At 64.6% G+C, this 14,430-nt stretch carries 12 protein-coding genes; 5 read left to right on the top strand and 7 right to left on the bottom strand.

The window, feature by feature from the left end:
* Positions 1-102: 102 nt before the first annotated feature.
* The 5 genes from AC1AYD_RS00165 (at position 103) to purD (ending at position 5,990) form a co-directional block, all read left to right on the top strand.
* On the top strand, positions 103-1,245 hold the full coding sequence (locus AC1AYD_RS00165) for a histidine kinase (RefSeq protein WP_165784849.1): 1,143 nt from the start codon (positions 103-105) through the stop codon (positions 1,243-1,245).
* A gap of 55 nt (positions 1,246-1,300) precedes the next feature.
* Complete coding sequence (locus AC1AYD_RS00160) at positions 1,301-1,834, top strand: hypothetical protein (protein ID WP_101622062.1); 534 nt, start codon at positions 1,301-1,303, stop codon at positions 1,832-1,834.
* Positions 1,835-2,038: 204 nt separating this feature from the next.
* Positions 2,039-3,562 carry an amidophosphoribosyltransferase gene (gene purF / locus AC1AYD_RS00155; RefSeq protein ID WP_101622061.1) on the top strand — a complete coding sequence of 508 codons (1,524 nt, stop codon included), beginning with the start codon at positions 2,039-2,041 and terminating at the stop codon, positions 3,560-3,562.
* A 59-nt stretch (positions 3,563-3,621) separates the two neighbouring features.
* Complete coding sequence (gene purM / locus AC1AYD_RS00150; RefSeq protein ID WP_476544517.1) at positions 3,622-4,659, top strand: phosphoribosylformylglycinamidine cyclo-ligase; 1,038 nt, start codon at positions 3,622-3,624, stop codon at positions 4,657-4,659.
* 59 nt (positions 4,660-4,718) lie between these two features.
* Positions 4,719-5,990, top strand: a complete 1,272-nt coding sequence (purD, locus tag AC1AYD_RS00145; protein ID WP_476544516.1) for a phosphoribosylamine--glycine ligase — start codon at positions 4,719-4,721, stop codon at positions 5,988-5,990.
* 178 nt (positions 5,991-6,168) lie between these two features.
* Here purD and AC1AYD_RS00140 read toward each other — a convergent pair whose 3' ends face one another.
* The 7 genes from AC1AYD_RS00140 to AC1AYD_RS00110 all read right to left on the bottom strand — a co-directional run bounded on the left by AC1AYD_RS00140 (position 6,169) and on the right by AC1AYD_RS00110 (position 14,355).
* Positions 6,169-7,710: an aldehyde dehydrogenase family protein gene (locus tag AC1AYD_RS00140; RefSeq protein ID WP_476544515.1), complete on the bottom strand. Its 1,542-nt coding sequence runs from the start codon at positions 7,708-7,710 to the stop codon at positions 6,169-6,171.
* Between the two features lie 10 nt (positions 7,711-7,720).
* Positions 7,721-9,811 carry a sulfatase-like hydrolase/transferase gene (locus tag AC1AYD_RS00135; RefSeq protein ID WP_476531672.1) on the bottom strand — a complete coding sequence of 697 codons (2,091 nt, stop codon included), beginning with the start codon at positions 9,809-9,811 and terminating at the stop codon, positions 7,721-7,723.
* A 185-nt stretch (positions 9,812-9,996) separates the two neighbouring features.
* Complete coding sequence (locus AC1AYD_RS00130; RefSeq protein ID WP_476531670.1) at positions 9,997-10,926, bottom strand: metal ABC transporter solute-binding protein, Zn/Mn family; 930 nt, start codon at positions 10,924-10,926, stop codon at positions 9,997-9,999.
* A 235-nt stretch (positions 10,927-11,161) separates the two neighbouring features.
* Positions 11,162-11,572 (bottom strand): Fur family transcriptional regulator, encoded by a 411-nt coding sequence (locus tag AC1AYD_RS00125; protein ID WP_476544514.1) that lies wholly within the window; start codon positions 11,570-11,572, stop codon positions 11,162-11,164.
* Positions 11,573-11,581: 9 nt separating this feature from the next.
* Positions 11,582-12,811 (bottom strand): 5-(carboxyamino)imidazole ribonucleotide synthase, encoded by a 1,230-nt coding sequence (purK, locus tag AC1AYD_RS00120; RefSeq protein WP_476531669.1) that lies wholly within the window; start codon positions 12,809-12,811, stop codon positions 11,582-11,584.
* Entirely contained in the window at positions 12,795-13,292 is a 498-nt protein-coding gene (purE, locus tag AC1AYD_RS00115) for a 5-(carboxyamino)imidazole ribonucleotide mutase (protein WP_034526948.1), read from the bottom strand. The genes purK and purE overlap by 17 nt, the downstream gene beginning before the upstream one ends.
* 70 nt (positions 13,293-13,362) lie before the next feature.
* Positions 13,363-14,355, bottom strand: a complete 993-nt coding sequence (locus AC1AYD_RS00110; RefSeq protein ID WP_476532307.1) for a zinc-binding dehydrogenase — start codon at positions 14,353-14,355, stop codon at positions 13,363-13,365.
* Positions 14,356-14,430 lie beyond the last annotated feature (75 nt).

Raw genomic sequence — 14,430 nt, 5'->3', positions numbered from 1 at the left:
CGTTGGATCACCCTTCTTGCGACAATCACATCCTGTCTTCTCATCAGCGACGAAAGTCGTCTACTATCATTTGACTCAAATTCGGCGACACCCCAACTGATAATGACGATTCTGGCGATTGCCTCACTGGTGGGAATGTGCGTCCAACCCGCACTGGGAGCATGGGCCGTTATAGCATCCAGCGCCATTGCATACCTTCTCATGCCGACCCCGGTGATATTCGCCAGCACATTCTCGATTCCCCTATATATCTCGGTTGGCGTTCTGTCCTATACGGATATCATTCAAGGCATTATCGCGACCCCCATCGCCATCTCGATTGACATATCCGCAGCATACGCCTGTGGGAAAATATATTTCCTCTCCACCTCCAACATCATAACGCTCATCACGGTTTATATACTGGTATGCTTGCTGGGCTATTCCCTACGTTGGCGGGAACGAGCCTTACGCACCGAATGTCGCCTACAAAGCGCTCAACACCGATCAGCCACGGCCCATAAACTCCACGATTCGGTTGCCAATGATCTTTCATACGCCATGATGCATATCGACGCCATCCTTGCTTCGGATTCCGATGACGTGGACTATATGTCAGAAACGAAAGAACTGAAAACCATCCTTTTACGAGCCATAGCCAACACACGTGAGCTCATCGAATCCATGCACTCACCCTCCAACGGCAATATCCGCACTTTCGACAATCAACCTCCGAAAAGATTCAACGATATAGAATCCCAGCAAAAAGTGAAATACGATGACGGTATCGAAGTACCGTGGATTCGACATCTCAAGGCGTTAGTCAATACGAAACAGTCCCATCTTGAACAATTGCATATACGGGGCATTGCCATACTCCCCGACTCATCGAATCATGAGATAAGCCCGCACAACGAACTACTGTTAACTGATTTTTTGAACGAAATATTCATCAACATCGCCAAATATGCAAATCCGGAATTCGGCTATGCAATCATCATAGCAACCGATGACAATGGTATTCAAATATCTCTAACAAATCACAGAAAGGACATAAAATCAAAGTATATGTCTACACACCTTGGGATGCAATATTATTGCGATGCTCTCTATAAGGCTGGAGGGCACTGCCGAATCGAGGAGAAGGATTCTTCAATCTGGCATCTCGTCGCATCCATACCCTATGGGGACGCCACTTTCACTGCACGCACCCTCTGTAGTGGAATTCATTACACACGCTGTTCTACGCACCGAAAACAGGATTGAATTGAATCGGGATTATCCGGACTGACGACCCATCCAACGGATGAAAGGAATAATCATGCACCAGCACATCAGACACATTATCATGGCCATCATCGGTGTAATCGCCTTGCTGATGGCACCCGCAGCCATGGCCGATGAACCCACACAGCCGAACGAACCAGAGTTCATCCAGGTCGGCCCCACTCTGGTTGAATCCTCGCTGAACATCCACACTGAACAGGAACTGACGGACTTTCTCCTGTCAAGCACACCAAAGGACGTATGGGAGGATGTCGATACGGGAACCATTACCAAGGTGGCTTTGCATCAAGACACCGGCACCCCCTACATTGATTATCAAAGCTACTGCGACACATTCACGCTGTGTCTGATGACTCCAAGCGGAGCCGATGTCGCGGGCTTCAAAAACGCCGGCATCCGAGCCGGTCGATGGGGCAATGTAGGACAATGGCGCACTCTGGCGATTGGCGGAGGCCAGATTCGATATTCCCAGAACGGTCATTACGTGACCACGGCAAAAAGAGGCCCTTGGACATGGAATAAGTTGTCCGGGACCGTCGACGTGGTACGTGTCCAGATATGGGATTGACGGTTTCCTAAACTCGCCCCGGTATTCTGCGGGATACCGGGGCTTCTTCTTAACGGTAATGCTCTCAGCGCAAGTCATCGTCATCCGCAGTCATCCGCATCTCACGGACACGGCCACGACGCGCCGCCATGATGTAGCCGGCGATTGGTAGGGTGAACGGGTAGTGAACTCCATGTCTGACCACGTTTGAAAAGGAGCTTTGGCTTGTCGGCTGAACTCGAAGACATTCATGAGGAATGTGGCATCTTCGGCGTGTGGGGCCATCCCGACGCCGCACGACTCACCTATTTCGGACTGCACGCGCTGCAGCATCGCGGCCAGGAGGGCGCCGGCATCGTCGCGAACGACAACGGCCATCTCACCGGACACCGCGGCCTGGGCCTCCTGACCCAGGTCTTCGGCGACGAACGCGAGATCGAACGCCTCAAGGGCGACCGCGCGATCGGCCACGTCCGCTACGCGACCGCCGGCTCCGGCACGACGGACAACATCCAGCCGTTCATCTTCCGCTTCCACGACGGCGACGTGGCGCTGTGCCACAACGGCAACCTCACCAACTGCCCGTCCCTGCGCCGCAAGCTGGAGGACGAAGGCGCGATCTTCCACTCCAACTCGGACACCGAGGTGCTCATGCACCTCATCCGCCGCTCCATGCAGCGCACCTTCATGGACAAGCTCAAGGAGGCGCTCAACACCGTCCACGGCGGCTTCGCCTACCTGCTCATGACCGAGGACGCGATGATCGGCGCGCTCGACCCGAACGGCTTCCGCCCGCTCTCCCTCGGCAAGATGAAGAACGGCGCCTACGTGCTCGCCTCCGAGACCTGCGCGCTCGACGTGGTCGGCGCCGAACTCGTGCGCAACATCCGCCCGGGCGAGATCGTCGTCGTCAACGAGCACGGCTACCGCATCGTCCAGTACACGAACAACACGCAGCTCGCGATCTGCTCGATGGAGTTCATCTACTTCGCCCGCCCCGACTCCGACATCTACGGCGTGAACGTCCACTCCGCCCGCAAGCGCATGGGCGCGCGTCTCGCCGCCGAATCCGGCGTGGACGCCGACATGGTCATCGGCGTGCCGAACTCCTCGCTGTCCGCCGCGTCCGGTTACGCCGAGGCCGCGGGCCTGCCCAACGAGATGGGCCTGATCAAGAACCAGTACGTGGCCCGCACGTTCATCCAGCCGACGCAGGAGCTGCGCGAACAGGGCGTGCGCATGAAGCTCTCCGCCGTGCGCAGCGTCGTCAAGGGCAAGCGCGTCGTCGTCATCGATGATTCGATCGTGCGCGGCACCACGTCGAAGCGCATCGTGCAGCTGCTCAAGGAGGCCGGCGCGGCCGAAGTGCACATGCGCATCAGCTCGCCGCCGCTCAAGTACCCGTGCTTCTACGGCATCGACATCTCCACCACGCGCGAGCTGATCGCCGGCCACAAGTCGGTCGAGGAGATCCGCGAGTACATCGGCGCCGACTCGCTCGCCTTCCTGTCGCTCGACGGCCTGGTCGAATCGATCGGCCTCGGCGCGGACGCCCCGTACGGCGGCCTGTGCGTCGCCTACTTCAACGGCGACTACCCGACCGCGCTCGACGACTACGAGGAGGACTTCCTCAAGTCCCTCACCCCCGAGGACCGCGTGCGCCTGCCCGAATTCGCGCTGTACAAGAGCAAGTACATCGGCAACGAGTACACCGTGCAGCCCGAGGACCGTCCGCAGGACAACGCCTGACAAACGTCCGACAGTAAACAAGCCCCAACCCCATCAGCCCCAAGAAAGGCCCAACCCCAATGCCCAAAGCATATGAGAACGCCGGCGTGAGCGTCGAAGCCGGCTACGAAGTCGTCAAGCGCATCAAGTCGCACGTCGCCCGCACGAACCGCCCCGGCGTGGTCGGCGGCATCGGCGGCTTCGGCGGCCTGTTCGACCTCGCCTCCCTCGGCTACAAGGAGCCGGTGCTCATCTCCGGCACCGACGGCGTGGGCACCAAGCTCGTCGTCGCCAAGATGGTCGGCAAGCACGACACCATCGGCGTCGACTGCGTCGCCATGTGCGTCAACGACATCGCCGCCCAGGGCGCCGAACCGCTGTTCTTCCTCGACTACATCGCCTGCGGCAAGAACGATCCGGCCCTGCTCGAGCAGGTCGTCGCCGGCGTGGCCGACGGCTGCGTGCAGGCCGGAAGCGGCCTGATCGGCGGCGAGACCGCCGAGATGCCCGGCATGTACGACGAGGACGAGTATGATCTCGCCGGCTTCGCGGTCGGCGTGGCCGAGAAGTCGAAGATCGTCGACGGCTCCGGCATCGCCAAGGGCGACGTGCTCATCGGCCTGCCGTCCACCGGCATCCACTCCAACGGCTTCTCCCTCGTGCGCAAGGCCCTGTTCGAGCAGGCCGGCTACGCCGTCGACACCGAGCTGGACGAGCTCGACGGCGCGAAGCTCGGCGACGTGCTCCTCACCCCCACCAAGATCTACGTGAAGGCCCTCAAGCCCCTGTTCGAGGCGGGCGTCGTCAAGGGCGTCGCGCACATCACCGGCGGCGGCTTCATCGAGAACGTGCCGCGCATGATCCCCGACGGCCTCGCCGCCGAGATCAAGCTCGGCTCCTGGCCCGTGCTGCCGATCTTCGACGTGCTGGAGAAGGCCGGCGAGATCGACCACATGGAGATGTACAACATCTTCAACATGGGCATCGGCATGGTGCTCGCCGTCCCCGCCGAGCGCGCCGACGAGACCATCAAGCTGCTCGAGGCCAACGGCGAGGCCGGCTACCGCATCGGCGAGATCGTCGAGGACGCCGACGGCACGCAGATCGCGCTCAAGTAACATTCACGCTTCATGAAGCCCCCGCCAGCGGGGGCTTTGGATTGAAAGGACAACACGCAATGGGTCAGAAGGTTCTGGTCATCGGTTCCGGCGCGCGCGAGCACGCCATCGCCCACGCGCTCCAGCGCGGCGGCAGCGTCGAGGAGGTGACCGTCGCCCCCGGCAACCCCGGCATGGAGCTCGACGGCATCCGCACCTCCCACATCGACGAGTCGAACCACGCGGCGCTCATCGACTTCATGAAGGACAACGACTACGACTGGGCGTTCGTCGGCCCCGAAGTGCCGCTCATCGACGGTCTCGTCGACGACTTCGCCGCCGCCGGCCTCAAGGCGTTCGGCCCGAACAAGGCCGCCGCCCAGATCGAAGGCTCCAAGGACTTCGCCAAGCAGCTCATGGAACGCCACGGCATCCCCACCGCCAAGTACGCGACCTTCGACGCGCTCGAACCGGCCGTCGCCTACGTGCGCGAGCACGGCGCGCCGATCGTCGTCAAGGCCGACGGTCTGGCCGCCGGCAAGGGCGTCACCGTCGCCATGGACGTCGAGACCGCCGTCGCCGCGCTCGACGACATCTTCATCGATCATCGTTTCGGCAACGCGGGCGCCAAGGTCGTCATCGAGGACTTCCTCGAAGGCCAGGAGTTCTCCCTGATGAGCTTCGTCAACGGCACCGAGTTCTGGCCGATGCCAATCTCCCAGGACCACAAGCGCGCCTACGACGGCGACAAGGGCCCGAACACGGGCGGCATGGGCGCCTACAGCCCCGTGCCGCAGATTCCGCAGACCGTCGTCGACGAAGCCATCGAGACGATCGTGCGCCCCACCGTGCAGGCCATGGCCGACGAGGGCACGCCGTTCACCGGCATCCTCTACGCTGGCCTCATCGCCACCGCCGACGGCCCCAAGGTCATCGAATTCAACGCCCGCTTCGGCGACCCCGAAACCGAAGTCGTCCTCCCGAAGCTCACCTCCGACCTGGCCGCCGGCATCAGCGCGATCCTCGACGGCGAGACCCCCGAGTTCACCTGGGACGACGACCGCGTCACCCTCGGCGTCGTCCTCGCCTCCGACGGCTACCCGACCAACGTCGTCAAGGGCGCGAAGATCCCCACCATCCCCGTCGACGAGGACTCCCACGTCTACTACGCCGGCGTCGCCAAGGACGAGAACGGCGAGCTCGTCGCCTCCTCCGGCCGCGTCCTCTTCGTCGAAACCTCCGCGCCCACCATCAAGGACGCGCAGGACAAGGTGTACGCGGTCATCGACGCGCTGCCCACCGAGGGCATGTTCTATCGTCACGACATCGGCTTCAAAGCCCTGAACGCGTGATTACGGAGTGTCCTCGGCGTTGCGGGAGACTCGACGTACCTTCGTACGCCTTCGTCTCCCGCGCCTTGAGGCCACACACGTAATCCCACGTTCAGTCCGGATAGACGTAGTTCCGTAGAAAACGCCGCTGAGTGTTGCTCAGCGGCGTTTTCTACGAAGACGACCTCAAGCCAATCAATCAACTCAATCGTCGCAACACATCGATGACACCTCGCGTCATCGCGTCGAACGGCGGATAGACCAGACGCAGCGTGTCCGGATGCTGCGGCTTCACCGTCACCGTCTTGACGTGGCTGAACGTGTCGAACCCGGCCTTGCCATGGTAGGCGCCCATGCCGGACGCGCCTACGCCGCCGAACGGCAGGCGCGCGGACAGAAGATGCCCCAACGGCAGGCCGAACCCCAACGCGCCGGACGAAGTACGCCGCTCGAAGGCGAGCCGCGTCGCACGATCCCGTGAGAACACGTACGCGGCGAGCGGACGCGGACGGGCGTTCACGAACCGGATCGCCGCATCCGCGTCACGCACGACCAGGACCGGCAGAATCGGACCGAAAATCTCCTCGCGCATCACCGGCGCGTCCGGCGACGTGCCGAACAGCACGGTGGGCGCGACGTACCGCGCCTCACGGTCGACCACGCCGCCGCACACCACGCGTCCGGCGGCGTCCGGCGCGGCGCCGCCGCCGGACGCGCCGAGACGACGCCCGACCATATTCGAAACGGCGCCGAACACGGACGCCACCCTAACCAACGGCGACGTCGGACGCGCCGGACCTGCCGGAACGGCGGCGGAAACGGCGTCCGCGGGCAGCAGCCCGCGCAGCCGCTCCACGTGACGCACGTTGACGATGCGCCCATAGTCGGGCGAACGGCGCGGGTCGTCCCCGTAGAACTCGCGGATGGCGACGGCTATCCGCTCCGCCAGCGCCTCCGCCACGTCCGGCGTGGCGAGCACATAGTCGGGGGCCACACAGGTCTGTCCGGCGTTCGTGAACCGCCCCCACGCGATGCGCCGCGCCGTCACGGCGAGATCGGTCGTGCCGTCGACGAAGACCGGCGATTTGCCGCCGAGTTCCAACGTGACCGGCGTCAGGTGCCCAGCCGCGGCCCGCATGACGATTCGGCCGACGCGTTCGCCGCCCGTGTAGAACACGTGGTCGAACGGATGCGCGAGCAATGCGCCGGTCTCCCCCGCCCCGCCTTCGACCACGGCGACCGCGTCCGGGTCGAGGTAGCGTGGGATCAGGCGCGCGAGCAGCGCCGACGCGCGCGGCGCGAGTTCGGACGGTTTGACGCAGACCGCATTGCCGGCGGCGAGCGCGTCGGCCAACGGTCCGAGCGTGAGCAGCACCGGATAGTTCCATGGCGCGATGACGAGCACGACGCCTTTCGGTTCGGCGACGGTCCAGCCGGCCGCGGGCTGCAACGCCAACGGCATCACGACCGGTCTGCGGCGCGTCCATACGCCGATCCGGTCGCGTACGAACCGGGCTTCGGCGGCGACGAGATCGAGTTCGGTGAGCATCGTCTCGGCCGCCGGCTTGCCGAGGTCGGCGCGGACCGCTTCGGCGAAATCGTCGCGATGCTCGCGCAGCATGCGGCGCAGCGCGTCGAGCTGCGCGCGCCGCCATGCGTGCGGGCGTGTGCGGCCGGAATCGTAGGAGGCTGTGAGCCGTGCGAACGTCGCGTCGATGGCGTTGTCGATGTCATCGGTCATGGAGGCCTCCTTACGGCAGCGTGAGGAAATCCGTGTCCTTGAGATAGTTGTGGCCGTCGGTGATGTCGTACTGGATGAGCTTGTAGTCCTCCAGCAACTGTTTCGTCTCCTCGTCGAAGTCGCTTGCGGCCATCGGCTTGCCTGCGTTGTCGAGGTAGATCGCCTGGCCTTCGGGGATACGGTCCCAGCCTTGGATCTTGTTGACGACCGGCGGCTCCATGGCGGAGACGTGCTGGTGCATGAGCGTGAGGAACGCGAGGTACGGCGACACCTTGGCGTCCATGTGTTCGGCGGCCTGCGCGACGAAGAAGTTCGGCGACGAGTAGTCGGCGTTGTCGATCTTCACGCCCTGCGTGCTGGAGGCCTTGTTCGACCAGATGAAGTAGTCGGTCAGGTGGAGGGCGAGCGAGTTGTCGTCGTCCTCGCTGGCGGACGAGTAGATGCCGGGCAGATGGTCGCCGTAGAAGACCACGGTGACCGGCTTGTCGATCGCGTCGAGCTGGTCGAGGAAGTCGGCGGTCGCCTCGTCGGTGATCGCCTGGCCCTTCTGGTAGGTCTCGATGGATTCCTGCTCGTCCTTGCCGAGCGGCGTGCCGGTGTTGGATTCGGCGGTGAAGTCGTTGTCCTTGTACCACTCGTGGTAGGGCATGTGGTTCTGCATGGTGATGACCTGCAGGAACTGGTTGGACTTGGTCTTCCTCACCTCCTCCAGCGTGCTCTGGTACGTGGCGGCGTCGGAGACGTAGGGACTGTCGTCGATCCGGTCCTGGTGGGAGATGACGTCCGGGCCGGTGAGCGTGTAGAAGTGGGAGAAGCCGAACTTCTTGTAGTTGGTGGCGCGCGAGTACATGGAGGATTCGTACGGATGCAGGCCGATCGAGTTCTTCGGCGCGCCCCACATCTGGTTGATCGTGGGCGTCCAGTGCTCGCCGGGGACGAGCTGCTGGTAGGGGCTCGTCAGCGACGAGTCGAAGTTCGCCATCGACAGGCCGGTGAGCCCCATGTATTCGAGGTTCGCGGTGCCGCCGCCGTAGCCGGAGGAGAGCATGAGGCCGGAGGTGGTGTTCTCCTTGATCGAGCGGATGTTCGGCATCGAATCCTTGTTGACCTTGAGTCCGGGCACGCGCGACGTGTCGGAGAAGGATTCGGACAGCACGTAGATGACGGTCGAGTCGGTGAGGTTGTTGCCACGCGTGGCGTTGATCTTCGCGGCGGCCTTCCGGTAGCGTTGGGCGACCTGCTGCATCGTCTCCTCGGAGTATTCGGACGGCTTGTCCATCACCTTGGGGTTGACCTGGCGCATGAACGCGACGAGCGGGCCGTTGCGCTGCGCGTCGTACACGGAATCCCACATGGACGGCTTGTCGCCCATCACGGTGGCGAGGTTCTTCGCCCAGCTGCCGACGGTGCTCACCTGCATCGCGTACAGGCCGAAGAACAGGCCGGGCACGAGCACGAGCAGCAGACGCGCGACGGCGTCCGCCGACCTGGCCTGACGTCCGGAGCCGCGGAACAGCCTGCCGTGGCGCGCGTCGATGTGGTTGAGCGCGACGAACACGGCGGCGAACACGGCGAACACGGCGATGGCGGCGAGGATCACCCAGTGCGCGCCGGCGGGCATGAAGCCCATGAGATTGCCGGCGTCCGCCTTGAGGAAGTTCAGGTCGGAGGGCAGCACGGCCTCGTAACGGATCGAGATTTTGAAATGCTCGATGACGGCGACGACAATCGCTGCGGCCACCAGCACCGGCGTGGCGATCCAGAACCGGTTGAAAATCATGAGCAGCGCGAGGTAGAGCACGCCGACGAGCAGGATGTTGAGCAGGAACACGAAGTTGGGCTCCCGGGCGTTGAACATCTTGCCGACGAAGTCCCAGCCGACCTCCGGGCTGGACAGGGTCACGCGCGAGGAGGCGCCGAGGCTGACGCCGACCTCGAGGATCGCGACGGCGGCGATGTCGAAGACGAGGAACAGCACGGCGTACAGCCAGCCGGGGAACGGCCGAGGCTCGGGCAGCCCGCGACGCGGCCGTCGGCCCGTCCCGCTGGTCGCGTCCCGCGCGGCGTCGTGTCCGGTCTTGGCATGCGATTCCTGATTCATACTGCTTGACTCACCCATACGCTCGGTTCCGTGTGACATACAACCGTTCATTGTCGCCGTCGAACCTTGGAAAGACCAGAGCCGCGACGGTTTCCTCACGTTTTCCAACCATTCACCTTATCGCAAAGGGTGCCTCGGATTTGATCCGCGGCACCCTTCGTTCCCCTCCTGCGTGGATTGCGCCGTTACTTCGCGGCGGAGGCGAAATCGCCGACGAGCGCGCCCATCCAGTCGAGCAGGTCGTCGTACTGCGACGGCATCTGTTCGGTGAGCTCGACGGTCGGCACGTTACCCTCCTTGGCGGCGGAGACGATCTGCTTGGTGGTGGAGTTCTCCTCCTGCGTGTTGAGGACGAGCAGGTCGATGCCGCCGCTCGTCAGGGCCTTGCGGAACTCGGTGATGTCGCCGGGGGTCGGCTCGCTCTCGTTGGCGGAGGCCTGCTTGTAGCCCTTCGGCGTGGCGTCGGTCATGCCGAGGTCGTCGGCGAGGTACCAGGCGACGGATTCGGTGGCGGCGTACGGCAGCCCCTTGGTCTTGGCGGAGGTCTCCTCGATCTTCGATTCGAGCCGGTCCTCCTTGGCATGCCAGTCCTTGTTGAGCTTGGCGTAGTCGTCCTTATGGGCCGGGTCGGCCTGCTGGTAGGCCTTGGTGATCGCATCGGCGGCGGCGGAGCGCACCTTGGCGGAGAACCACACGTGCGGGTTGCCGCCCTGCTTGACGCCACTCGCTTCGGCGGCGTCGACGAGCGTGGCCTTGGTGGATGCGACGGCCTTGGTCGCCCACGCGTCGTAGTCGGCGCCGTTGACGACGGCGACCTTCGCCGAACCGATCTTCGCGACGTCTTGCGCGGTGGGCTCGTAGTCGTGCGCCTCCACGTTGGTCTTCGTCATGATCGCGGTGACGTCGACGTGGTCGCCGCCGAGGTCGCGGGCGACGGAGCCCCACTGGTTGATGGACGCGACGACCTCGATCTTGCCATTGGACGACGAGGCCCCGGAAGCGGAGTCGCCGTTGGACGACGAACCGCAGGCGGCGAGCGAGCCGAGCGCCACGATCGCGGTGACGGCGGCCAGTCCGCGCATGGCGGCGTTCCTGATGGTGGTCGGAATGGACATGATGGATGCTTCCTCTCTACGCGGCCGACGTCCGGCCGCTCCATATGACGCATCACACCATAACACATATTGAGAACTATTATCATTAGCATTACAGCGGCGTGTCGCATGCGGGAACGGATTGCGAGACGACACGCGAGCATACGAAAAGGGCCGTTCCCGTCGGCATCATGATTCGATGCTGACGGGAACGGCCCTTCCCTCCACAGGACGGCGACGCGCCCTTCCGTAACGCTCAGACGGCCGTCTTCTCCCGCTTCTCCCGGCATTCCGGGCACAGCCCGAAGACCTCGAGCGTGTGGCTTTCGACGGTGAACCCGTGTCTGGCGGCCACGCCGCGCAACCACGCCTCGTCCGGCGGCTCGATCTCGACCGTGCGGCCGCAGCGCTTGCACACCAGATGATGGTGGTGCGCGTCGTCGCCGCACAGGCGGAACAACTGCTGGTCGTCCAGGCGGATCGTGTCGGCCGCGCCCGAGTCGGCGAGCGCGTTCAGCTGCCGGTACACGGTGGCCAGTCCGATGCGCGAGCCCTCGTCCTGCATGCGCCGATGCAGGTCCTGCGCAGAGATGAACTCGTCACAGCCGGCGAGCGCCGCGTGGATCGCATCCTTCTGCTTGGTCTGTCGTTCAATGTGTTCGACCATGGACGCGGCTCACGCCTTCGCTTCGGCGGAACCGGCGGGCGGCACGGGGCGCACGAACGGCCGCGCGTACGGCTTGAGGTCGTCCCAGCAACCGGTCGCCTCGAGCTCGTCCACGGTGCGCGCGGTGTCGTCGGTGAGCACGGTGATGTGGCCCATCTTGCGGTTGTGGCGCAGCTGCGCCTTGCCGTAGTCGTGCACGTTCCATTCAGGGTGCGTGGCGATCTGCGCGCGCGTGGGCAGCACGTGCTGGCCGAGCACGTTGACCATGACGGCGGGGCTCAGCAGCTTCGGCTGGACGAGCGGCCAGCCGGCGATGCCGCGGATGTGCGCGTCGAACTGGTCGATGGAGCACGCCTCGATCGTGTAGTGGCCGGAGTTGTGCGGGCGCGGCGCGAGCTCGTTGACGATCACGCGGTCGTCCTTGGTGACGAACAGCTCGATGGCGAGCGTGCCGGCCAGCTCGAAGCCCTTGGCGAGCGCGATCGCCATCTCGTGCGCGGTCCGCGCGATCGAGGGGTCGACCTCGGCGGGGGCGATCGTCATGTGGAGGATGTTGTTGCGGTGGTCGTTGCGCACGATCGGGAACGTCACGTAGTCCTTGCCGTTGCCGGACACGAGGATGGACGCCTCGAACGCGAAGTCGACGAAACCTTCGAGGATGGACGGGGGGAAGCCGCCGCCGCGGTCGCCGCGGGCGCGGATCTTCTCCAGGTCCATGTCGTTCCTCAGCACATGCTGGCCGTGGCCGTCATAGCCGCCGGAACGGGTCTTCAACACGCACGGGTAATGCAGGTCGTCGATGGCGGCCTCGAGCTCGTCGAAGTCGTTGACCTCGCGCCACGGGGCGGTCTCGATGCCGTGCTTGTTGATGAACGTCTTCTCGTTGATGCGGTCCTGGGTGACGCGCAGCAGGTCGGTGCCCTGCGGGGCGGCGACCAGGTGGCGCACCTCGTCGATCGAATCGGCGTCCACGTTCTCGAACTCGTAGGTGAGCACGTCGGACTTCTCCGCCAGATCATGGATGGCGGTCTTGTCGTCGTACTCGCCGACGACCTGGAAGTCGGCGACCTGCGCGGTCGGGCAGTCGGGGGTCGGGTCGAGCACGCCGATGCGGAAGCCCATGTACTTGGCGCTCAGGGCCATCATGCGGCCGAGCTGGCCGCCGCCGATGATGCCGATGGTCGCGCCCGGCTGCAGCATCTGCGTGGCGCCGTGGGTTTCCTCAAACAAGCTGGGCATTGGATTCCGCCACCTTCTCCTTCAACGACTCACGGTAGGCCTGGAGCTTGTCGGCCAGGTCGGGCTCGAACGCGGAGAGCATCTGCACGGCGAGCAGGCCGGCGTTGGTGGCGCCGGAGTTGCCGACGGCGGTGGTGGCGACGGGGATGCCGCCGGGCATCTGCACGATGGAGAGCAGCGAATCCCAGCCGGACAGGGCGTGGGAGCGCACGGGCACGCCGATGACGGGCAGCGTGGTCTGCGCGGCGATCATGCCGGGCAGGTGGGCGGCGCCGCCGGCGCCGGCGATGATGACCTTGAGTCCGTTGGCGCGCGCGTTGTGCGCGAAGTCGGCCATGAGCTCCGGGGTGCGGTGGGCCGAGATCACCTGCTTGTGATAGGCCACGCCGAACTGGTCGAGGATGTCGCAGGCGCGCTTCATGGTCTCCCAGTCGCTGGACGATCCCATGACGACCGCCACTTCGGGCTTGCTGTCCGTCATTATCATTACCTCCACGTTATTGAGAATGTGGTTTCACTGTACTCCCCCGCCACCCCGGAAACATGGAGGCTCACACGGTGATGGCGACCTTGCCGAACACATCGCCGCCGATCAGACGGCGGAACGCGTCCGGCGCAGCGTCGAGTCCGGCGAACGTCGAGTCGATCACGGGATGGATGCCGGCGTGCTCGACGAAGCGCAGCAGGCGCGCGAAGTCGTCGCGCGAGCCCATCGTGTTGCCCTGCACGCGGATGTCCTGGAAGAAGACGCGCGTGAGCTCCGCGCCCGGCTGGTCGCCGGTGGTCGCGCCGCACACGGCGATCGTGCCGCCGGGGCGCACGGACTTGACGGAATGGGACCATGTGGCCGCGCCCACCGATTCGATGACGGCGTCGACCTTGCGCGGCAGGCGCGCGCCCGCCTCGAACGCGGCGTCCGCGCCGAACGCCAGCGCGCGTTCGCGCTTGGCCTCGGAACGCGACGTGACGAACACCTCCAGCCCGGCCGCGTGGGCGAGCTGGATCGCCGCGGTGGACACGCCGCCGCCCGCGCCCTGCACGAGGATCGCGTCGCCGGGCTTGACGTTCGCGGACGTGAACACGAGCGAGTAGGCGGTGAGCCAGCTGGTGCCGAGCGCCGCCGCCTCGGCGAGGCTCAGGTTCGCCGGCTTCGCGAACACGTTCGCGGCCGGCACCTGCGTCTTCTCGGCCATCGTGCCCGGGTACTTCTCGGACAGGATCGTGCGGCGCTCCCCCGGCGCGACGCCGGCGCCGTCGGTGCCGACGAACGTGTAGAGCACGACCTCGCTTCCCGCCTTGAGCCCGCCGCGGCCCGGCACGTCGTCGTCGAGGATCCCGGCCGCGTCGGTGCCGAGGATCATCGGCGTCTGTTCGGCGCGCAGTCCCACGCCGCGAAGACTCCACACGTCATGGTGGTTGACGGTCACGGCCTTCACGGACACGGTGGACCAGAACGGTTTCGGCTCCGGTCCGGGAAGCTCGCCCACGGCGAGCGCGGCGAGTGGATCGGCATTGTCGACGCGGGAAGCGTATACGGCCTTCATCGGCGTTCCTTTCGTCATGCGGCGTTCCGCGACGCCGCGCGCGGAGCGGCGTCGTTCCGCCATCATTGTCGCACG

This window comes from Bifidobacterium sp. LH_426, from assembly GCF_056356875.1.
The sequence above is the reverse complement of the archived record's forward strand: the minus strand, read 5'-3'. Positions and strand labels throughout refer to the sequence as shown.